We start from the raw sequence: 20,840 nt of genomic DNA on the forward strand, positions 1-20,840 counted from the left end.
CCTCACACGCGCCGCATCACCGTGACGACCTTGCCGAGGATCGCGGCCTCGTCGCCGGGGATGGGATCGAAGAGCTCGTTGTGCGGCATCAGCCAGACGTGACCGTCCTTGCGCTTGAACGTCTTCACGGTCGCCTCGCCGTCGATCATTGCTGCGACGATGTCGCCGTTGTCTGCGACGTTCTGTTGCCGGACCACCACCCAGTCGCCGTCGCAGATGGCGGCGTCGATCATCGACTCGCCGACGACGCGCAGCAGGAACAGCGATCCCTCACCGACCAGTTCTCGCGGGAGCGGGAACACGTCCTCGACGGCCTGCTCCGCCAGGATCGGTCCGCCGGCGGCGATCCGACCGAGGACGGGCACGAAGGTCGGCGTGGGCAGCTCCTGACCGTCGGCGAGTCCGGCAGCGGCACCGCCCGGCGGGGTGTGGTCGCCGTCCTGGATGTTCACCGCACGCGGCCGGTTGTGATCGCGCTTGAGCAATCCCTTGCGTTCCAGGGTGCGGAGCTGATGCGCCACCGATGACGTCGAGGTCAGTCCGACCGCGTCGCCGATCTCGCGGATACTGGGCGGATAGCCACGCTCCCGCACGGACTGGCGGATGAACTCCAGGACCCCGCTCTGGCGTGCGGTGAGGGCTGTCTCCGCGAACTCGGGGTCGGCGACGACAGGTGCCGGATCGGACGACTCGTCGGGGGCGTCTACGCTCTCGTGGATCGCGCGGGAGGCTCCGCGCCGCCCGCCGGCCTTGTCGCTCATCGCTGAGTCCTTCCTGTCGGCTGTTGCATCGTCGGCTGTCGCCGAATCGGGTTCGTCTCGCAAAATTGCTGGTCGATCGCGTGTCTCACGGCCGAGGTTAACCGAACCGGCCGACAGGTTCAAACATTTGTTCGACGCGTGTCGAGACTTTGTCGGCGCATCGTGCTACAAATCGAACATGCGTTCCATCGAACATGTGATCGAGGGGACGGCCGATTCGGATCCCAGGAGGACACGATGAGCACAGCCACCTTGACCCGTGAGGCGTCGACCCGCGAGACGCTCGTGCGCGATCTGCCGAGCAGCGGGACCCGGTCCCGCGAGACACCGACGCGCGCGCCGCGACGGCCGGTCACGTCGGGCGTCGGCACGCGTCCCCGGCGCGCCGCCAGGGTCGAGCCGACCCGTCCGGCCGACCGACGTCCGGCCGGGCGTTACAACCCGGGCACGACGATCGTCGGCACCCGGTGTGCGGCACCGGCGGACGATCGGCGGGTCTATGCCCGCCGTCGTGCGGCCGCACTGGCGGTGCTGGTCGGGGGTGCACTGGCCGCGCTCGTCTGGGTCGTCGCCATCGTGGGGACGAACTACGCCGCGTCCGTCGCCCCGCAACCGGTGGGCACCGAGGTGGTGCATGTGCGGCAGGGCGACTCCCTGAGCTCGATCGCCGATCGGGTGGCGCCGGATCTGCCGCGCCAGTCGGTCATCGATCAGATCGTCGAGCGCAACGCCCTGCCCGCCTCGGGCCTCCATGTCGGGCAGGCGCTGATCGCGCCCGCATACCGCTGAGCAACGGACGGTATCCTCCATGGCACAGGTTCCAGCCGGGAACCGGCACGGCGTAGCGAGCATCCGGTGCGCCGGAGTGTCCCGAGATGTGCGTGAGGACAACATGCGCTGCCCGTTTTGTAAGAACGAAGACACCAAGGTCATCGACTCGCGTGTCGCCGATGAAGGGCAGGCGATCCGACGGCGCCGTTCGTGTGCGGAGTGTGGTCGCCGGTTCTCGACGGTGGAGAGCGCCGTGCTGTCGGTGGCGAAACGCAACGGGGTCACCGAGCCGTTCAGTCGTGAGAAGGTGATGCGCGGAGTTCGTCGGGCGTGCCAGGGCCGCGCGGTGGCCGAAGACGCGCTCGCCCAGCTCGCGCAACAGGTCGAGGATGCCGTTCGCGCATCCGGATCGGCCGAGATCCCCAGCAACGAAGTGGGATTGGCGATCCTCAAGCCGCTGCGTGAGCTCGACGAGGTGGCCTACCTCCGATTTGCGTCGGTGTACCGCTCGTTCGACTCGCTCGAGGACTTCCAGCGTGAGATCGATGACCTGCAGGGCGACTTGACGCACGGGAAGACAGTGGACGCCACGGGGTCGATCGTCTCGGAATGACGGCGCCCGGGCGATGTGCGCTCGGACATGCGCTCAGCGGAACCCGTCCAGAGAGCTCAGCGGAACGCGTCCAGAAAGCTCAGCGGAACGCGTCCAGAGAGCTCAGCGGAACGCGTCCAGAAAGCGGAGCGCTCGCTTCTCGGAGATCGGATAGGCGGTACCGAGGCGCTGCGAGAACAGACCGACCCGCAGTTCCTCGACCATCCAATGTGCGTACTCGTTGAAGGCATCGCGCCGACCGACGGGGAGCTGGGCGACTCGCTGATTCCAGTGCGCGATCACGCGGTCGACCGCGGCCAGGGCATCGCGATCGCGGCTCGATGATGCCAAGAGGTCGGCCAATCGGTTCTCCGCCGCCTGAAGGTATCGGGGGATCTCGGTGAGATATGTGCGTGGGGTGGCCGCCACGAATCCGTCGAAGACGAGATTTTCCAGTTGCTCGGACACGTCGTCGGCCGCGACGGACCCGCTGTCCTGCTCGATCTCCGATCGGAGCGGGGCCAGATGTCGGAGAACGTCGGTGGCGAGCGCGAAGTACTCGGGGGCCGCGTCCGTCACGGTCGATCGGATCTGGTCGCGGAGCCGCGTGAACTGGTCCGGCGTCCGGATGATGGTGAGATCTCGGGTGGCCACGGCATCGCGGACCGCGCGCCGGGTGCAGTCGGCCAGCAGATCGTCACCTCGCCGATACGGGCTCTGACTCAGCGCCAACCGTCCGGCGGGGTCGAGGGTGCCGATGATCTTCTTGGACAGCGTCGGGATCGTCGTCTCCAGCAACACCACCACCGCGTTCGTGAGCTTGTGGTCGCGTTCGGTCGCGGTGACGGACTCGGTCCGTGTCACGCCGGTTGCTCGGCCTGCATCGTCCCGCACGACATCGAGGCCCGGATAGCGGGTGATCGTCTGGCCCGCGACAGTCGTAGTGGTGGTTTCGGGCAGGTCGCCGATGCCGTCGGCACTCCACGAGGTGTGGACGGCGCGGCGATGAGAGGTGTCGTCGTGCCCGGCGAACCCCTTTTTCAGGTCCGCCAGTGATTTGCCGCTCGCGACCACCGTCCCGGTGCGATCGGTGACGGCGAAGTTCATCGTCAGATGCGCGGGGACACGCTCGAGCGAGAAGTCACCCGGCGACACCGTCATGCCGGTGATCGAGGTGAGCTCGCGAGCCAGACCGGTCAGCAACGGCTCCGACCGGGGTGTCAATCGCGACACCGCGAGGTCGGCGAAGCGCTGAGCGGGCGCCATGGACTTGCGGACGACCTTCGGCAGGGATCTGACCAGCTCGGTGGCGAGCTCGGAACGTAGGCCGGGGACTGACCAGTCGAAGCCGGCGGGTCGTACGTGATCGAGCAGCGGCCGGGGGATCACGACGGTCACCCCGTCGTCGGGAGCGCCGGGCTCGAATCGGTAGCGCAGTTCCAGGCGGGTCTCACCCTGCTGCCAGGCTCCGGGAAAGTCGGTGTCCGCCACGGTGACATCGGCGGCCACGTCCTCCGGCTTCAGGTCGAGCAGCTCCGGATGCTCGCGCCGCGTCTTCTTCCACCACGTGTCGAAATGCCGCGCCGACACCACGTCACCGCCGACGCGTGCATCGTAGAACTCGAAAAGCTGTTCCTCACTGATCACCAGGTCGCGACGACGGGCGCGGTGCTCGACGTCGGCGGCCGCCTCGAGGAGGTCCCGATTCCGGTGGAAGAACACATGATCGGTGCGCCAATCGCCCTCGACCAGGGCGTGGCGGATGAACATCTCCCGTGAGGTCGGCGGATCGATCGCGCCGTAGGGAACGCGTCGCTGAGCGACGAGCGTGACGCCGTAGAGCGTCACCCGCTCGTAGGCCATCGCCGACGCGCGCTTGGCGGACCAGTGCGGCTCGCTGTACGACCGGCGGACGAGGTCGCCCGCGAGTTTCTCGGCCCAGAGGGGGTCGATGCCGGCGACGGTGTGCGCGAACAGTCGTGAGGTCTCGAGGATCTCGGCGGCCATGATGAAGGGTGGTGGTTTACGGGCGAGCGACGAGCCTGGGAAGATCGCCAGCGATGTGTTTCGGGCACCGATGTAGTCGCGTGAGTCTCCCTGGCGGACTGCGATGTTGCCCAACAGTCCGGACAGGATCGAACGATGGATGGCGTCGGCGTCGCGTGGCGACGCGGTGGCGGTCCAATCGAGGTCGGAGACGATCCGCGACAACTGGCGGTGGAGCTCCTGCCATTCCCGGATTCGCAGGAAATGCAGGAACTCGCTCTCGCACATCCGGCGGAACCGATTGCCGGACAACTCCTTTCGTCGGTCATTCAGATATTCCCAGAGTTCGAGATACGAGAGGAACTCGGAACCCGGCACCGCGAACCGGCGATGCGAGGTGTTGGCGGCCTCGCGATGTTCCGCCGGCCGTTCGCGGACGTCGGGCACCGACAACGCCGCCGCGATCACCAGGACGTGGTCGAGACATCCGAGTTCGTGCGCGGAGATCAGCATCCGTGCCAGACGCGGATCGACCGGTATCCGGGCCATGTCCCGACCGATTCGGGTGAGGACCGGCTCATGATCGTCGCGAGCGGTCTCACGGATCGCGCCGAGTTCGGTGAGCGCGGCCATGCCGTCACGGATGGCGCGAGCATCGGGCGGCTGCACGAAGGGGAATGCCGACACGTCGCCGATGTGCAGGGCGGCCATCTGGAGGATCACCGCGGCGAGATTGGTCCGCAGGATCTCCGGATCGGTGAACGCCGGGCGGTTGTCGAAATCCTCCTCGGAGTACAGGCGAATGCAGATGCCCGGCGCGACCCGACCGCACCGACCGGCGCGTTGCCGGGCGGAAGCCTGGGAGATCGGCTCGATGGGAAGACGATTCACCTTCGATCGGGTGGAGTAGCGCGAGATGCGGGCGGTGCCGGTATCGATGACGTAGCGGATACCCGGGACAGTCAGCGAGGTCTCGGCGACGTTGGTGGCGAGGACGATGCGCCGCCCGCTCGACGGCGCGAAGACGCGTTGCTGGTCGGCGACCGACAGCCGCGCGAAGAGCGGGACGATCTCGGCACCCGCCGAGACACGATGGCGCAGGGCATCCGCGGTCTCGCGAATGTCCCGTTCGGTCGGCAGGAACACCAGGATGTCGCCGGTGCGGTGCGACGACCACAGCTCGCCGACGGCCTGGTCGACGGCTTGGACCTGATCGAGGTCGCGATGGTCGGAATCGGGGTCCCGGTCATCCCCGAACGGGCGGTATCGGACCTCGACGGGATATGCGCGCCCGGACACTTCCAGGATGGGTACGTCTCCAGTGGGCCGGTCGCCGTCCGCAGGTCCGTCGGATGCGAAGTGCCGTGCGAACCGATCGGGCTCGATGGTCGCCGAGGTGATGATGACCTTGAGGTCGGGGCGGCGCGGCAGCAGTCGCTTCAGGTACCCGAGGATGAAGTCGATGTTGAGGCTGCGTTCGTGGGCCTCGTCGATGATGAGGGTGTCGTAGTGGCGCAGCAGAGGGTCGGTACCGATCTCACGGAGCAGGATGCCGTCGGTCATCACCTTGACCAGGGTGTTGGCGCCGGCCCGGTCGGTGAACCGCACGGAGTATCCGATCGCCTGACCGATCTCGCTGTCGGTTTCGTCCGCGATGCGGCGCGCGACCGAACTCGCAGCGATCCGCCGTGGCTGCGTGTGGCCGATGGCGCCTCGGATGCCTCGGCCGAGCTCGAGACAGATCTTGGGTAGCTGGGTGGTCTTGCCCGAACCGGTCTCACCGGCGATCACCACCACCTGGTGATCGGCGATGGCGGCGGCGATCTCGTCGCGAGCCGCCGACACCGGCAGGTCCGGCGGGAAGGTGATCGTCGGTACCGTCGCACGGCGACGATCGACGCGGTGCGTCGCGGCATCGACATCGGCGGCCAGCTTGTCCCAGGCCGCCCGTTTCGGTGAGCGACCGAGTTTGTCGAGACGTCGGCGCAGACGGTGCGCGTCGAGGATGGTCACGTCGGCGAGGCGATCGGTGAGCGCTCGTCGGTCCTCTGCGGTCGGAACGGGCATGATCTGTCCAGGATATGGGGTCGACGGAGGTGACCCGGCGCACGCCCGGCATGATTGGGGGATGGCTGGTTCACTGTGGCACGGTTTCGCTGATATGGGTTCGGTCTCCACCAAGGGGCCGTTCGTGGTCACTCGCGGACAAGGAACGCGGATCTGGGACGCCTCCGGACGCGAGTATCTCGACGCGACGGCGGGTCTCTGGTTCACCAACATCGGCCATGGCCGCACCGAGGTGGCCCAGGCCGTCGCGGATCAGCTGGGTCGCCTGGCGCACTACTCAGGGTTCGGCGACATCACCGCCGACGTCACCGCGGAACTCGCCGAACGGCTCGCCGCAATCGCCCCGGTTCCTGACAGCAAGATCTTCTTCACGTCGGGTGGCAGTGACTCTGTCGACACGGCGGCAAAGCTGGCCCGGCGCTACTGGCACGAGCAGGGCAGGCCGGAGAAGAACATCATCGTCGGCCGCACCAAGGCGTACCACGGCATGCATGTGGCGGGCACGGCGCTCGCGGGCATCCCGGGCAACCGCGAGGGCTACGGCGAACTCATGCCCGACGCCGAGTCGGTGGAGTGGGACAACGCGAAGAGTCTCCTCGGCCTCATCGAGCGTCTGGGCGCCGACCGCGTCGCGGCGTTCTTCTGCGAGCCGATCATCGGTGCCGGCGGGATATATCTGCCTCCCGAGGGGTACCTCGCCGAGGTCCGTCAGATCTGCCGCGACCACGATGTGCTGTTCGTCGCCGACGAGGTGGTCACCGGATTCGGCCGCATCGGTGGTGATTCCTGGTTCGCGTCGTCCCGTTTCGACCTCGCGCCCGACATGATGACGACCGCCAAGGGCCTCACGTCCGGATACGTGCCGATGGGTGCGGTGTTCATCGCTCCCCACATCGCCGAGCCGTTCTTCGCGGGCGGGGTGTGGTGGCGCCACGGCTACACCTACGGCGGGCATGCAGGTGCTGCCGCGGCCGCGATGGCGAACCTCGACATCATCGAGCGTGAGGGTCTGCTGGCCGAGGCGACCCGCCTGGAAAACGATCTGGCGCAGGCGCTCTCGCCGCTGGCAGACCTCGACTCGGTGTCGGAGGTCCGCACCGGCCTGGGCGCGGTCACCGCGGTCCAGTTGTCCGACCCCGCGCAGGCGGTACCGATGGTCGGCAGGCTGCGCGAGCACGGAGTCAGCGGCCGTGCAGCGGGCCAGGGTGCGCTGCAGATCTCGCCCGCCTTCGTGATGACCACCGACGAGGTCGGCGAGCTCGCCGACCGGATGCGGGCCGCGCTGGGCTGAGCCCGGGACAATCGAATCTGCCCCCGGCCCTCCGTTGTCGGAGAGTCGGGGGCAGATCTGTATACGGGATCGGTCAGACCGACGCAAGCACCTCGGTGGTCGCGATCGCCTGGGCGACACCGGCGACGATCGAGGCGACTTTGAGAGCCTCGAAGATCGCCTCACGATCCACGCCCGCCTCGCGCAGCGTGTTCTCGTGCGCACCGACACAGTGCTCACAACCGTTGATCGACGACACCGCGAAAGACCACAGCTCGAACAGCGCCTTGTCCACTCCGGGATTGCCGATGATGTTCATGCGCAGACCGGGGCGCAGGTCGTCGTACTTGCCGCCGAGGAAGCCGCGGCCACGGTAGAAGACGTTGTTCATCCCCATGATCGACGTCGCGGCGAGCGCGGCGTTGTAGGCCTCGGCCGACAGTGTGTCGGCGGCCTCGTCGGCGATCTCGGCCAGCACCTTGGCATTACGCGTCGCGGCCGCGGTGGACAGCAGGGTGCCCCACAGCTGCTCTTCGCTCAGCGCCGTGGTCCGGCTGATCGAGCCAAGGTTCAGCTTGAGGTCCTTGGCATACTCGGGCAGCGCTTCCTTGAGATTGTCGATGCTCATGTGGTCCCCTCTCAGACGCTCGCGGTCAGGAGTTCACCGGCGTCGATGGTCGGATCACCCTTCTTCCAGTTGCAGGCGCACAGCTCGTCGGACTGCAGGGCGTCGAGGACACGGAGAACCTCGTCGACGTTGCGGCCGACTGAACCGGCGGTCACCGAGACGAACTGGATCTCGTTGTTCGGATCGATGATGAAGGTGGCCCGGTCGGCCACCCCGTCCGCATTGAGAACGCCCGCCGCGGAGGCGAGTTCGCGCTTGAGGTCGCTCAGCATGGGGAAGGGGAGGGTCTTGAGGTCCTCGTGCTGTGCCCGCCACTGGAAGTGCACGAACTCGTTGTCGACCGAGGCGCCGAGTACCTGGGCGTCACGGTCGGCGAACTCGTCGTTGAGCTTGCCGAAAGCGGCGATCTCCGTGGGGCACACGAAGGTGAAGTCCTTCGGCCAGAAGAAGACGATGCGCCACTTGTCGGGGTGATCGTCACTGGTGACCGTGGTGAAGTAGTCGTCCGGCTTCTGGGCGTCGACCTTGGACAGGTCGCCCCCGATGACCGCGGTGAGGTGGTAGGAGGGGAATTGGTCGCCGATGGTCAGCAAAGCCATGCTCTGTTTCGCTCCTTGGTGGTTCGATCAGCGTCGGTGCGTCATAAGAGGACGCGGATTCGTCGTCAGACATGCACCATCGTGCCGGAATATCGGCAAGAGCGAAACGTGATGATACGCACTATATTGATAGGCATGGCCAATAAAAGTCATCAACCGTCGACGACCGCTCTGCGCGCATTCGTGGCCGTCGCCCATCGTCGTCATTTCGGTTCTGCAGCAGATGATCTCGGGGTGAGTCAACCGACCCTGTCGCAAGCGCTCGCCGGTCTCGAGGCCGGTCTCGGAGTGCAACTCGTCGAGCGGACGACGAGACGTGTCTTCCTGACGCCGGAGGGGGAGAGGTTGCTGCCCAGGGCAATCGCCGCCGTGGATGCGATCGATGAGCTGCTTGCCGAGGCGTCGGGAAGCGGTGACCCGCTCGCCGGGCCGATGCGGGTAGGCCTGATACCGACGGTCGCCCCGTACATCCTTCCGGCAGTGCTTCGTGGTGTGGCAGAACGCATTCCGGGGCTGCAGATCCAAGTGGTGGAGGATCAGACCGCGCGGCTGCTGCGGCAGTTGAGAGACGGATCACTCGACGTGGCCATCGTGGCGTTGCCCACGAACGAACGTGGGATGGCCGAGGTTCCGCTGTACACAGAGGATTTCGTCCTCGCGTTGCCTGCCGCCCATCCGCTCGCGGGCCGACGCAGGGTGGACCCGGCGTCGCTCGCCGACCTGCCGTTGCTCCTTCTCGACGAAGGTCACTGCCTCCGGGATCAGGCGTTGGAGGTGTGCCGGCTCGCGGGCGTCCGACCGGACGTCGGGCAGACACGGGCGGCGTCTCTGGCGACTGCGGTGCAATGCGTGGAGGGTGGTCTGGGGGTCACTCTGATCCCGCAGACCGCCGTGGCGGTCGAGACCGACGGTGGTCATCTGGCCACCGCAACCTTTGCGCGGCCCCGTCCGGGCCGGCGGGTGGGGTTGGTGTATCGCGAGTCGGCGCGACGGGCCGAGGCGTTTCACACTCTTGCGGGCGTCATCGCCGATCTGGTGGTCGCGACCGGCACTGTGCGGCGGGGCTGATCAACCCGCCGACAGCAACCCGATTCGCGCCGACAGCAACCCGATTCGCGCCGGCAGAAACTGAAATCACCCCGAGAGCACCACATGTCCTGGCAGCGCTCCGGTCGACAGGGTGCTGTCGGCGAAATGTCGGTTGCTGTCGGCGCGATGCCCGGTTGCTGTCGGCAGGAATCGGGTTGCTGTCGGCGAGGGGTCGGTTCAGCGGCGGGGTTCGAGGACGAACACCGGGATGACGCGGTCGGTCTTGGTCTGGTATTCGGCGTAGTCGGGCCAGGCCTCGACGGCACGGGCCCACCAGGTCTCGCGTTCTTCGCCGGCGACCTCGCGCGCGGTGTAGTCGCCGACCTGCTCCCCGTCGCGGAGTTCGACATGCGGTTCGGCGACGAGGTTCCAGTACCAGACCGGATGCTTGGGGGCGCCGCCGAGCGAGGCCACGACCGCGTAGTCGCCGTCGTATTCGACACGCATGAGTGGCGTCTTGCGCAGCTTGCCCGATTTGCGGCCGACCGAGGTGAGGACCACGACGGGTTTCCCCTTCATGGTGGTCGCGGCGGTGCCGTTCGACTCCTCGTATTCGCGGACCTGATCCGTGGCCCAATCCGCCGGGCTGGGTTCGTACTCTCCGGTGAGTGGCATATCTCCTCCAACGTGGTCGGTGGACCCGACTATTCCACACCCGCCCGGCTGAGTTGCTCCCATTCGTCGACCAGGCTGGAGTCGACCTCGCGGACCATCGCCCCGACCCGGTCGGTGATCTCGACGACCTCCGGGGTGCTGACCGCAGTCGGAAGGCCTTGTCGCAGAACTCGATAGCAATCGGAAAGATACCGCAAGACGACGCCCTCGCTGCGGGCGAGTCCGTACTGGGAAATGAGTTCGGTGAACGTCATCGACCGTTCGAGCATCTCGCGTAGCACCGACTTCGGCGACGGCGGATACGACGACACCCAAGGGTGTCCGCGACGGTAGACGCCGAATGCGAACTCGATCTCATCGGCGAGCGGACGGGGCCAGGTGATCTCCTCCAGCCGGGTCATGCGCTCCTCGTATTCGATACCGTCCGACTTCATCTCGGCTATCGCCGCGTCGCGCGTGACCTTGCGCTGGGCGAAAAGCAGTGGGCGCGGATCCTCGAGGGTGGACTCGAGGATCGAGAGCACATCGAGTGAGTATGTTCCCGAGTCGGGGTCGAGGATCTCGAAGGCGGCCAGCGCGAACGACGAGAGCGGATTGGTGAGCGCGAAGTTCTCCGGCATGTCCACCGACATCGCGACGTTCTTGCCGTCCGGGTCGGGAGCATCGAGTTGGATGACGATGCCGGACTCGCGCAGGCCTCGGTACAGCTCGATGGTGTGCCGGATGTGGCGGAGTTGCCGGTTGCGTGGCTCGTGATTCTCCTCGAGCAGATGCCGCAGTGCCGCGAAGCAGTCACCCGGCCGCGTCAGCACCTCCATCAGGATCGCCGTGGTCATCCGGAAATGCGACCGCAATGGCTCGTCGGGTGCATCGATGAGTTGGGTGAATGTCTTCTCGCCCCAGGAAACGAAGCCCTCCGGCGGCTTCTTGCGGACCAGCTTGCGGAGCTTCTTGGGGTCGTCGCCCGCCTTTGCCACCGCCCGCGCATTGTCGACGTCGTGCTCGGGCGCCTGGACCACCACATAGCCGATGCTGTCGAATCCGGCGCGGCCCGCGCGCCCGGCGATCTGGTGGAACTCACGCGCGCGAAGACGTCGGACCCGGGTGCCGTCGTACTTGCTCAGCCCCGCGAACAGCACGGTGCGGATGGGCACGTTGATGCCGACGCCGAGGGTGTCGGTACCGGCGACGACCTTGAGTAGTCCTTGTTGCGCAAGACGTTCCACGAGCCGTCGGTAGCGCGGCAGCATCCCGGCGTGGTGCACGCCGATCCCGGAGCGCAGCAGTTTGGACAGGGTCGCACCGAAACCGGTGTGGAAGCGGAAATCGCCGATGGCCTCGGCGATGAGCGCCTTCTCGGTCTTGTCGGCGATCTTGGCCGACAACAGCGCCTGGGCGCGTTCCACTGCGGAGGCCTGGGTGAAGTGGACCACGTAGACGGGCGCGCGACCCGCGGAGATCAGGTTCTCGATGGTCTCGTGAATCGGCGTCATCGCATACGTGTGCTCGAGTGGTACCGGCCGATCGGTGCCGGTGATCGCCGACGTCGGGCGTCCCGTGCGTCGCTGAAGGTCGTCGACGAAGAACGAGACGTCGCCGAGAGTCGCCGACATCAAGAGGAACTGCGTGTGCGGCAGTTCGATGAGTGGCACCTGCCACGCCCAGCCCCGGTCGGTCTCGCCGTAGTAGTGGAACTCATCGGCGACGAGAGTGCCGATGTCGCTGCGCGATCCGTCACGGAGTGCGAGGTTGGCCACGATCTCGGCCGTGGCGCACACGATCGGGGCATCGGCGTTGACGGCGGCGTCGCCGGTCACCAGACCAACGGCCGCCGCGCCGAACATCGCACACAGCTCGAAGAACTTCTCACTCACCAACGCCTTGATGGGCGCGGTGTAGTAGACCCGCTCGCCACGACAACGCGCGAAGTGGATCGCGCCGGCAGCGACGAGGGATTTGCCGGACCCGGTGGGTGTCGCGAGGATCACGTTGCTGCCGGCGATGAGTTCGAGAAGGGACTCTTCCTGGTGCGGATAGAGCTCGATTCCCCGGTCATTCCACCAGTCGGTGAACGTTTCGAAAGCGGTGTCCTCGTCGACCACCGGGGTCAGGACGGACCCCGGTGCCGCGCTCACATCGGGGATGGGGGACCGCCTGCGCCGTCGTCCGGACCTTCGCTGTGCGTGTTGCCACCATCGGGGTTGTCACTGTCGCGCACCTGCTCGGCGAGGAAGCGTTCGAGTTCGGCGCCGAGTTCGTCGCCGCTCGGGAGGTCCTCTTCGGCCGCCAGCAGCGACGCACGTTCGGCCTGAGCCTGCGTGAAGGTGTCGTACTGCGTCTCGAGCGCGGCGACCACCGACTCGATCTCGGCGTTGCCCGAGACCTCGTTGTCGACCTGCAGACGGACCTTCTCGGCTGCGTTCTCCAGTGCGACGACCGGCAACTGTAGGCCGGTCACCTCGCCGACCGCGTCCAGCAGACGCGCGGAGGCCGCCGGGTAGTCGGTCTGCGACAAGTAGTGCGGCACATGGACGGACAGGCCCGCTGCGCGGTGGTCATGTTCGCTCATCCGCAATTCCAGCAACATCGACGCGCTGGCCGGCAGCTTCATCTCCGATCCCCAGCGCGGCAGATCGCCGAGCCGGTCCGGATCGTCGCCGTGTGCGGTGATCGACGGCGGGCGGGTGTGCGGGACGGCCATCGGGATGGCGTTGAGTCCGATGACATCGGTCACCCCGAAGCGTTCGGCGAGCCGCCGCACCGCGTCGACGAACTGTTCCCAGCGCAGGTCGGGCTCCGAACCCGCGAGCAGGAGGAACGGTCGGCCCGCGGTGTCGCGGATCGCATGCATCGTCAGTGATGGCATCTCGACATCGGTGAACTTGTCACCGCTGAAGGTGACGGTCGGTCGACGTGACCGGTAGTCGATCAACTCGTCGGTGGAAAACGTCGCAACCAGTTCGGAATCAAACGCATCGCGCAGGTGCCGTGCTGCCAGCGCGACAGCGTGTCCTGCATCCGCAAACCCCTCGAGGGCATGGAGCAGCACCGGTCCGGTGCCCTCGTCGTTCGAGACCTGGGGCGCGGGGAACTCCAGCGAGTACAGCGAACTGTTCTCGGCGGGCCGCTCGTCCATGGGTCGTCCCTCCTCGTCGTGTGTATGTCGATTCTCTCGCATCGGCGCCCGGCAGGGCCAATTTCGCAGATCGATGCGGTATTCGTCAGTGTCAACACGCCGACGCCGGCCCGGATTCCCGGCCGGCCGGATTCGCCGGGGTGTCGGTGCGCCGGGCCCGCACCGGTCGATGGCACAGTAGGCCCTTGTGACCACAACCAAGAGGCACCAGTTACGACGTCCCGTCGTGCTCGCCCCGCTGCTGGTCGGGACGGCGATTCTCGTGGCTTCCGGGTGCACGGTGGACGGGCAGGGGGTAGCCGGAGCGGCCGATCTCTCCGGCGACTCGGTGGCGGCGTCGGATTTCCCGGGTGGTTCGGCGAGTCGCGTGCCGGCACCCGCGGTGCCGGCCGCCCTCGCCGACATCACCGGTCGTCCACTCCATGGATCGGTGACCCCGCCGCAGTGCACGCCCGCGGGCCTGCCCTCCGACGGCGCGGCGGTGTTGGTCGGTTCGGATCCCGACGATTCGACCGCGACCTTCACCTCCGCGGTCACCAGGGCAGGCAAGTCCCTCGTCGACGTGACCACGCAGGCCAGGAATTGCCCGCGGGTGCTCTCCGGTTCGGCCCCGACCGCGACATCGCTGGTGACAGTTCAGGTGCTCCAGGCCCCAAAAGCGCAGTCGGTCGACACCGCGGGACTGCGTCGGCAGATCGCGACGGGCAATGTCGGGTCGTCGGCGCTGACAACCGGGACGACCGCTCTGATGGCGCAACGCCGCGGGGTGCGGGTCACCGTCGAGTACCGGCATCAGGGCGCCGAGCCGATGTCGGCACGAGAAAGCGATCAACTCGCGGCACTCTTCGACAAGGCGGTCGACGCGGCCTTCGGTTGATACGGCCGTCGGCCGACCCGAACCCGGACCGCGCGATGTGCTTTCCGCATCGTGCCTGCATGATCTGTGGATTTTCGCGAGTGTGTGGACAACCTCGTGTCAACTGGCGGTCGCAGGGATCGGCGGCGTCGGTTGCGCCGGTGCCGCACCCGACGATGACCGCATGTCTGCATCCACCAATTCCAGGTCCCTGTCATCATCTGCACTGCTGACGGCCGTGCCGGGTCTGCTCGGCTTCATCCCCGACCGTTCCTTCATCCTGCTCGCATTCGGCGACGACCCGCACGTGGTCCGGACCGCGATGCGTCACGACCTCGTCCTCGACGAGAGCGGCGACATCGTCCCGGCCCTGAAGTCGGTGCTCACCGATCTCGCAGAGGTGTGCGTACGCAACGAGATTCGTGCCGTCGTCGCGGTGATCGTCGATGATCGCCACCCGGCAGGCGACGATCGGTACCGGCGGCTCTGTGCGATAGCTGATCGCCGATTCGTCGAGATCGGCGGGATCTCGGCGGGGTTCGTGGTGCCGGAGTTCGCGGACGGGGTGCGATGGCAACGGATCTGGGACCCACGCCCTGCAGCTGTCCGCCAGATGTGCGCGCCACACACACCGCCGATCGCACCGTCGGCGTCGCCCCGCGGTCGGCTCGGCAATCCGCACACCAGCCCGACCGCTGTTCAGCAAGCGGTGACCACCGGCCGGCGGGTGCTCGCTCGCCGCTCGGACATGGCGGCGATGCTCGCACCGCTCGACCATTGCGCGGGAGACCACTGCGCACGAGACCACTGCGCACGAGACCACTGCGCACGAGACCACTGCGCACGAGACCAGCGCGAAGGAGGCCACGGCGCAGACGATCACGGCGACGATAACCAGTGCGAAGCCGATCCGGCGACCGATGCCGGGCTCCTCCGTGGTGTCGTCGAACAGGTGATCTCCACGATGCCGTCGCCGACGAGCAAGGTGACCGGACCACGGGCGCTCGATTGCGCGACGGTGACGATGCTCGGTACCGCACTGACCCGCCTGCCGGTCCGGGATGCGGCACTCGCGCTCGCGGTGACCGATCTACGGCACGCCGCCGAGATGTTGTGGCGAGAACTGGCGCGGCGGCTCACCGGCTCGCAGCGGGCGAGTGCGGCAACGCTGCTGGCGCATCTGCACTACATCAACGGGGAGGGCGGATATGCCGGTGTCGCGCTCGACTGCGCGCTCGCGGCGGACCCGGAGTGGTCATTGGCAGTGCTGCTCGACAGCGCACTCCGTGGCGGTATGCCACCACGGATGCTCCGCGCGATGATCGACGACAGCTACGAGGTTGCGCACTCCCTCGGCGTTCCGATGCCTGCGCCGACACCGGAGCTCGAGGCGAGCTGAACGATCAGACCTTGTCGACGAAGACCGAGTGGGCCATCTCCTCGGACAGCTCCAGACCGTCATGGCCCGGCGAGTTGACCATTGCCTTCTCGCGATTGATCGTGACCGTCACACGGGCGTTGGGCACCACACCTGCATCGCGCAGTTCGCTGATCAGATCCTGGTCGGACTGGGCATGTTCGGACAGCCGCCGCACGATCACGACGACGGGGTCACCCTGGGGCAGGTCGGACAGCCGGGTGGCGCCGTCGCTCAGCGGCGCCTGCTCGGCGCCCAGCAGTTCCAGCCCGGGAATCGGATTGCCGTAGGGGGAGGTGGTCGGGTTGTCGAGAACGGTCAGCAGTCGCCGCTCGACGTTCTCGCTCATCACGTGCTCCCAGCGGCAGGCCTCCTCGTGGACCTGGTCCCAGGGCATCCCGATGACGTCGACCAGCAGACGCTCGGCCAGGCGATGCTTGCGCATCACGGCGACGGCAAGGTCACGGCCGCGGTCGGTGAGTTCGAGGTGCCGGTCGCCTGCGACGTGCAGCAGGCCGTCACGTTCCATCCGGGCCACCGTCTGCGAGACTGTCGGACCGCTTTGCTCCAACCGTTCGGCGATGCGGGCGCGGAGAGGGACGATCCCCTCTTCTTCGAGGTCGTAGATCGTCCGCAAGTACATCTCAGTGGTGTCAACCAGATCGTTCACTGTGCGCAGTCCCTTCGTCTAGCCCAAGGGTACCCTGATCAGGCCATGTGACCCTTGCGCGTGTCGGACGACACGCATGGCAGTGCGGCAGTGGGGGGTACGTCGGTGCCGCGCTCGGGACGAAGTGCATCGGTGGCCATCGGAAGCCACTAGCCTGAGGTCGTGACGCGGACGACGAGCGACGAAGCGGCGGCAGTCATCTGGAGCGAGGATTTCCTGTCCTACAAGTGGGCGCACACCCACCCGATGAACCCGGTCCGCCTCGCCCTGACGATGACGTTGGCGCAGAGCCTCGGCGTGCTCGACGGCGTCGACAGTCGCGCTCCTCTCGACATCGATGACTCGGCTCTGACAGTGGTGCACTCCACCGACTACATCGACGCGGTGCGGGCTGTCGGATCGGGGACGGCGTCGCTGTCGGGGCCACTGCTCGAGCGGCTCTTCGGACTGGGGGATTCCGACAATCCGGTGTTCGACGGGATGCACGAGGCCGCCCGGTTGCTCGTCGGCGGCACGCTGGCCGCTGCGCAGGCGGTGGCGTCGGGGTCAGTGCGACGGGCGGTGAACATCGGCGGCGGGATGCATCATGCGATGAAGGCGAGGGCGGCCGGCTTCTGCATCTACAACGACTGCGCCATCGCCATCCGGTGGTTGCTGGAGAACGGGTATGACCGGATCGCCTACGTCGACATCGACGCGCACCACGGAGACGGTGTCCAGGTCGAGTTCGCCGCGGACCCGCGCGTGCTGACCGTCTCACTGCACCAGCACCCTGCGACACTGTGGCCCGGAACGGGATGGCCCACCGAGGTGGGTGACGGTGACGCCCAGGGGTCGGCGGTGAACGTGGCCCTGATGCCGGACATCACGGATCGATTGTGGTTGCGCGCCTTCCATGCGGTGGTGCCCTCGGTCCTCGAAGAGTTCCGGCCACAGATCCTGATCAGTCAGTGCGGCGTGGACAGTCACCGCGCCGACCCCCTCACCGATCTGGCACTGACGGTCGACGGCCAGCGTGCCGCGATGCAGGCGATGCGCGGGTTTGCCGACAAGTACTGCGACGGGCGTTGGATTGCAGTGGGCGGCGGCGGCTATGGCGTCGTGAACGTGGTCCCCCGCAGCTGGGCCCACCTGATCGGGATCGTCCTCGGCCGTGACGTCGACGTCGAGACCACGATCGACGAATCGTGGTGTGCCACCGCCGAGCAGATCGCCGAGCAGGTGCACTCCGATTACTCGCAGGCCCCGGTGACGGTGATGGGTGACGGCGGAGATGTCGGCTATGTGGCGTGGGACGGCGACACGGGTCAGGACCCGCCCGAGGGGATCAGCGACTCCGCGCAACGCCAGACCGACCGGGCGATCCTGGCCACCCGCCGTGCGGTGTATCCATTGCACGGTCTCGATCCGGAGGACCCCCGTGACTGATCCGAGTGACGACCTGATCCCATCGAGAGACCCTGCGACGGAATCGAAACCGACGGACGCTACGGCGCCGGGGAGTACGGCTGCACCGACCGGGGAGGCGGCCGACCGGCCTCAGCCGCGTGAGCCGTGGGACTACCCTCGCCATTGGATCGCCGATGTGTTGGCCTCCGACGGCGGCGTCGTTCACCTGCGGCCGATCATCCCCGACGACGCCGATCGTGTGGTGCGGTTCCATGCCGGGCTGTCGGAGCGGACCCGATACATGCGGTACTTCGGGCCGACGCCGACGTTGCCGCCGCGCGAGGTGGCGCGCATGACGACGGTCGACTATCAGAAGAGGGTCGCGCTGGTCGCAGTGCTCGGGGGCGACATCATCGCGATCGGCCTCTACGAAGGACTCGAGTTCGACGGCAAGCCCGAGTCGGCCGAGGTCGCCTTTGTGGTCGCCGATGATCACCAGGGCCGTGGGCTCGGCCCGATCCTGCTCGAGCATCTCGCCGGGGCGGCGGCGGAGAGTGGCTTCGTCCGCTTCGAGGCGGAGGTGCTCAGCGAGAACCCGAACATGGTGGCCGTGTTCCGCGATGCCGGGTACCAGCTGTCGCGCAACTTCGACGGCAGCACCGTGCACGTGGAATTCCTGATCGACCCCACCGAAGCGCTGTTGTCGGTGCGCAACGCGCGCGAACGCGCCTCCGAGGCGCGCAGCGTCGCCAACCTGCTCCGGCCGTCGTCGGTGGCCGTGATCGGTGCCTCCACCGACCCGAAGAAGGTCGGTAATGCCTTGCTCGCCAACATCATCGCCGGGGGATTCACCGGCCCGGTGTTCCCGGTCAACGGGCCCGGCCCGGCCGACGACGCCGACGAGACCGCGGCGGCGACCGGCGCCCCACCAACGGCGCACGGACCGGGTCCTGTGCGGTCCACACCGGCGCAGCGGCGCAGTCATGAGCGGCCGCCCTCAGTGCGCGGGATCCGGGCGTACCCGACGGTTCGCGACATCCCGGATCCGGTGGATCTGGCGGTGGTCGCGGTACCCGCGGCCAGTGTCGACGAGGTCCTCGACGACTGTCTCGTGAAGGGGGTCCGGACGCTGGTCGTGGTCTCGTCAGGGTTCGGCGAGAGTGGCGAGGCGGGCCTGGAGAGTGAGCACCGACTGCTCGAACAGGTCCGTGAACACGGCATGAGGCTGGTGGGCCCCAACGCACTGGGCGTCGCCAACAACGAGCCGTCGGTGGCGCTCAACGCGACGCTGGCACCACGCATCCCGGCCACCGGGCGGGTCGGCTTCTTCTGTCAGTCGGGCGCACTCGGGATCGCGATCCTCGACACCGCCGCACGCCGTCAGATCGGCCTTTCGACCTTCGTGTCGGCCGGCAACCGCGCCGACGTGTCGGGCAACGACCTGCTCCAGTACTGGGACACCGACACCGCGACGGACGTGATCCTGCTCTACCTCGAGAGCTTCGGAAATCCGCGCAAGTTCTCCCGGATCGCCCGACGCGTCTCGCGTTCGAAGCCGATCGTGGCGGTCAAGTCGGGAAAGGGGGCGATGACGGCTGCGCGCGCGGCCCGGTCGTCGGCGGCCAGCCTCGACGACCAGATCGCCCAGATGGTGCTGGAGCAGGCGGGGGTCATCCAAGTCGACACCATCTCCGAACTCTTCGACTGCGCAACGATCTTCGCGTACCAGCCGTTACCGCGCGGCCCACGTACACGCATCATCGGCAACTCGTCGGTGCTGGGCAGCCTGGCCGCGGAGACCGCCCGCGGTGGTGGCCTGGAGGTGACCGACACGATCGACCTCGGCGCGGGCGCGAGTGAAGACGCGTTCGAGGCCGCGGTGACCGACGCGATGGCGGATCCGTCGGTGGATGCGGTGATCGTCGTGTTCGTCCCACCGGTGGCCGTGGACGCCGACTGGCATGCGCGCGCGCTGATGGCGGCGGCCAACACACAGATCCCGCGTGCCGGAGATGCCGCCGGCGGGCCGGACTCGAATCACCCGAAACCGGTCGTGACGACATTCCTCGCCGTCGAGGGCATCCCGCCCGGGCTGATGAAGCCGGGCGTCAACGGTCTGCCGGACGTCGGGTCGATCCCGTCGTACGGGAGCCCAGAACGCGCGGCCAACGCGTTGGCCCGCTCGTGGCAGTATGCGCGGTGGCGAGAGCGGCCGGAATCGGAGATCCACCGTCCCGGCAACACCGACCCGGAGGCCGCGCGCGGCTATGTCCGCGAGGCGATGGAGAATCTCGTCACCGACGGTGGCGACACCGACCCCGGCCTGACTCTCGGACATGTCGAGTCGGCGACCGTGCTGGGCTGGTACGGCATCTCGATCGTGCCGTTCCGAGAGGTCACCACCATGCACGAGGCGTCTGCCGCAGGACGCGACCTCGGGTTCCCGGTCGCGGTGAAGGCGACCTCCCAGACGTGGCGCGGGCGCCTCGACCGTGAGGGCGCCCGGCTCGACCTCCCCGATGCGACCGCGGTTGTCACCGCCTTCGCCGAACTCAGCGAGCTGACCGGTGATCGGGTGCTGCACATCCAGAAGATGGCTCCGAAGGGGATCGGGACGATGATCCGGGTGCGCGACGACCGTTCGTTCGGATCGCTCATCTCGTTCGGACTGTCGGGGCGGACATTCGATCTGTTGGGTGACCACGGATACCGGGCCATCCCGCTGTCGGCACTCGATGCGTCGGACCTGATCGACGAACCGCGGTCATCCGCACTGCTGCGTGGCTATGCCGGCGAACCGCCGGTGGACCGAGCGGCGCTGGCCGATCTGCTCCTGCGGATCTCGACGCTCGTCGAGGACATCCCCGAGGTCCGCGAGGTGGTCCTCGACCCGATCCTGGCTTCACCGGACGGCGCCGCGGTGCTCACGGCCCTGATACGTGTCGGTCCGGTGCCCACACGAGCGGACACCGGACCGAGACGATTGGGTTAGAG

General features: G+C 67.4%; 16 protein-coding genes. 8 read left to right on the top strand and 8 right to left on the bottom strand.

Annotation, left to right across the window (positions count from 1 at the left end; translation table 11 throughout):
* Positions 1 to 2: 2 nt before the first annotated feature.
* Entirely contained in the window at positions 3 to 761 is a 759-nt protein-coding gene (gene lexA / locus ACPXCG_RS19705) for a transcriptional repressor LexA (protein WP_425793803.1), read from the bottom strand.
* Positions 762 to 998: 237 nt separating this feature from the next.
* On the opposite strand from lexA, the gene ACPXCG_RS19710 reads away from it, so the two are divergent.
* Both ACPXCG_RS19710 and nrdR read left to right on the top strand, forming a co-directional pair.
* Positions 999 to 1,550 (top strand): LysM peptidoglycan-binding domain-containing protein, encoded by a 552-nt coding sequence (locus ACPXCG_RS19710; protein ID WP_425793804.1) that lies wholly within the window; start codon positions 999 to 1,001, stop codon positions 1,548 to 1,550.
* A gap of 103 nt (positions 1,551 to 1,653) precedes the next feature.
* Positions 1,654 to 2,145: a transcriptional regulator NrdR gene (nrdR, locus tag ACPXCG_RS19715; protein WP_425794012.1), complete on the top strand. Its 492-nt coding sequence runs from the start codon at positions 1,654 to 1,656 to the stop codon at positions 2,143 to 2,145.
* A gap of 102 nt (positions 2,146 to 2,247) precedes the next feature.
* On the opposite strand, the gene hrpA is transcribed toward nrdR, so the two are convergent.
* On the bottom strand, positions 2,248 to 6,177 hold the full coding sequence (gene hrpA / locus ACPXCG_RS19720) for an ATP-dependent RNA helicase HrpA (protein WP_425793806.1): 3,930 nt from the start codon (positions 6,175 to 6,177) through the stop codon (positions 2,248 to 2,250).
* Between the two features lie 61 nt (positions 6,178 to 6,238).
* Here hrpA and ACPXCG_RS19725 point away from each other — a divergent pair, with 61 nt between their 5' ends.
* Positions 6,239 to 7,468 carry an aspartate aminotransferase family protein gene (locus ACPXCG_RS19725; RefSeq protein WP_425793807.1) on the top strand — a complete coding sequence of 410 codons (1,230 nt, stop codon included), beginning with the start codon at positions 6,239 to 6,241 and terminating at the stop codon, positions 7,466 to 7,468.
* 73 nt (positions 7,469 to 7,541) lie between these two features.
* Here the strand turns inward: ACPXCG_RS19725 and ACPXCG_RS19730 are convergent, their stop codons facing one another.
* Positions 7,542 to 8,075, bottom strand: coding sequence for a carboxymuconolactone decarboxylase family protein (locus ACPXCG_RS19730; RefSeq protein WP_425793808.1), 534 nt, complete (start codon positions 8,073 to 8,075; stop codon positions 7,542 to 7,544).
* Between the two features lie 11 nt (positions 8,076 to 8,086).
* Positions 8,087 to 8,674: a peroxiredoxin gene (locus ACPXCG_RS19735; protein WP_425793809.1), complete on the bottom strand. Its 588-nt coding sequence runs from the start codon at positions 8,672 to 8,674 to the stop codon at positions 8,087 to 8,089.
* A gap of 111 nt (positions 8,675 to 8,785) precedes the next feature.
* Here ACPXCG_RS19735 and ACPXCG_RS19740 point away from each other — a divergent pair, with 111 nt between their 5' ends.
* Positions 8,786 to 9,742, top strand: a complete 957-nt coding sequence (locus tag ACPXCG_RS19740; protein ID WP_425794013.1) for a hydrogen peroxide-inducible genes activator — start codon at positions 8,786 to 8,788, stop codon at positions 9,740 to 9,742.
* A 198-nt stretch (positions 9,743 to 9,940) separates the two neighbouring features.
* On the opposite strand, the gene ACPXCG_RS19745 is transcribed toward ACPXCG_RS19740, so the two are convergent.
* Genes ACPXCG_RS19745 through ACPXCG_RS19755 form a run of 3 tightly spaced genes read right to left on the bottom strand, consistent with a single transcriptional unit; the run spans position 9,941 to position 13,514 of the window.
* On the bottom strand, positions 9,941 to 10,378 hold the full coding sequence (locus tag ACPXCG_RS19745; protein WP_425793810.1) for a nitroreductase family deazaflavin-dependent oxidoreductase: 438 nt from the start codon (positions 10,376 to 10,378) through the stop codon (positions 9,941 to 9,943).
* 29 nt (positions 10,379 to 10,407) lie between these two features.
* On the bottom strand, positions 10,408 to 12,513 hold the full coding sequence (locus ACPXCG_RS19750; protein ID WP_425793812.1) for a DEAD/DEAH box helicase: 2,106 nt from the start codon (positions 12,511 to 12,513) through the stop codon (positions 10,408 to 10,410).
* Entirely contained in the window at positions 12,510 to 13,514 is a 1,005-nt protein-coding gene (locus tag ACPXCG_RS19755; protein WP_425793813.1) for a PAC2 family protein, read from the bottom strand. Before ACPXCG_RS19755 ends, ACPXCG_RS19750 begins: the two co-directional genes overlap by 4 nt.
* A gap of 187 nt (positions 13,515 to 13,701) precedes the next feature.
* On the opposite strand from ACPXCG_RS19755, the gene ACPXCG_RS19760 reads away from it, so the two are divergent.
* A complete protein-coding gene (locus tag ACPXCG_RS19760) occupies positions 13,702 to 14,391 on the top strand; it encodes a hypothetical protein (RefSeq protein WP_425793814.1) in 690 nt (229 codons plus the stop codon).
* 163 nt (positions 14,392 to 14,554) lie between these two features.
* On the top strand, positions 14,555 to 15,769 hold the full coding sequence (locus tag ACPXCG_RS19765; RefSeq protein ID WP_425793815.1) for a DUF4192 domain-containing protein: 1,215 nt from the start codon (positions 14,555 to 14,557) through the stop codon (positions 15,767 to 15,769).
* A gap of 4 nt (positions 15,770 to 15,773) precedes the next feature.
* Here ACPXCG_RS19765 and ACPXCG_RS19770 read toward each other — a convergent pair whose 3' ends face one another.
* The gene (locus ACPXCG_RS19770) at positions 15,774 to 16,457 is read right to left on the bottom strand and encodes an iron dependent repressor, metal binding and dimerization domain protein (protein WP_425793816.1); all 684 of its coding nucleotides are present in this window, start codon (positions 16,455 to 16,457) and stop codon (positions 15,774 to 15,776) included.
* Positions 16,458 to 16,619: 162 nt separating this feature from the next.
* Between ACPXCG_RS19770 and ACPXCG_RS19775 the strand changes: the two genes are divergently transcribed.
* Positions 16,620 to 17,885, top strand: coding sequence for an acetoin utilization protein AcuC (locus ACPXCG_RS19775; RefSeq protein ID WP_425793817.1), 1,266 nt, complete (start codon positions 16,620 to 16,622; stop codon positions 17,883 to 17,885).
* Complete coding sequence (locus ACPXCG_RS19780; RefSeq protein WP_425793818.1) at positions 17,878 to 20,838, top strand: GNAT family N-acetyltransferase; 2,961 nt, start codon at positions 17,878 to 17,880, stop codon at positions 20,836 to 20,838. Before ACPXCG_RS19775 ends, ACPXCG_RS19780 begins: the two co-directional genes overlap by 8 nt.
* The last annotated feature ends 2 nt before the right edge of the window (positions 20,839 to 20,840 follow it).

The sequence above is a fragment of the Gordonia sp. DT218 genome (assembly GCF_049847105.1).
Classification (GTDB): Bacteria; Actinomycetota; Actinomycetes; order Mycobacteriales; family Mycobacteriaceae; genus Gordonia.

What these genes read in the sequence shown, in the direction of transcription:
- lexA (WP_425793803.1), bottom strand. Translation starts at nt 761, where the DNA reads ATGAGCGACAAGGCCGGCGGGCGGCGCGGAGCCTCCCGCGCGATCCAC.
- ACPXCG_RS19710 (WP_425793804.1), top strand. Translation starts at nt 999, where the DNA reads ATGAGCACAGCCACCTTGACCCGTGAGGCGTCGACCCGCGAGACGCTC.
- nrdR (WP_425794012.1), top strand. Translation starts at nt 1,654, where the DNA reads ATGCGCTGCCCGTTTTGTAAGAACGAAGACACCAAGGTCATCGACTCG.
- hrpA (WP_425793806.1), bottom strand. Translation starts at nt 6,177, where the DNA reads ATGCCCGTTCCGACCGCAGAGGACCGACGAGCGCTCACCGATCGCCTC.
- ACPXCG_RS19725 (WP_425793807.1), top strand. Translation starts at nt 6,239, where the DNA reads ATGGCTGGTTCACTGTGGCACGGTTTCGCTGATATGGGTTCGGTCTCC.
- ACPXCG_RS19730 (WP_425793808.1), bottom strand. Translation starts at nt 8,075, where the DNA reads ATGAGCATCGACAATCTCAAGGAAGCGCTGCCCGAGTATGCCAAGGAC.
- ACPXCG_RS19735 (WP_425793809.1), bottom strand. Translation starts at nt 8,674, where the DNA reads ATGGCTTTGCTGACCATCGGCGACCAATTCCCCTCCTACCACCTCACC.
- ACPXCG_RS19740 (WP_425794013.1), top strand. Translation starts at nt 8,786, where the DNA reads ATGATACGCACTATATTGATAGGCATGGCCAATAAAAGTCATCAACCG.
- ACPXCG_RS19745 (WP_425793810.1), bottom strand. Translation starts at nt 10,378, where the DNA reads ATGCCACTCACCGGAGAGTACGAACCCAGCCCGGCGGATTGGGCCACG.
- ACPXCG_RS19755 (WP_425793813.1), bottom strand. Translation starts at nt 13,514, where the DNA reads ATGGACGAGCGGCCCGCCGAGAACAGTTCGCTGTACTCGCTGGAGTTC.
- ACPXCG_RS19765 (WP_425793815.1), top strand. Translation starts at nt 14,555, where the DNA reads ATGTCTGCATCCACCAATTCCAGGTCCCTGTCATCATCTGCACTGCTG.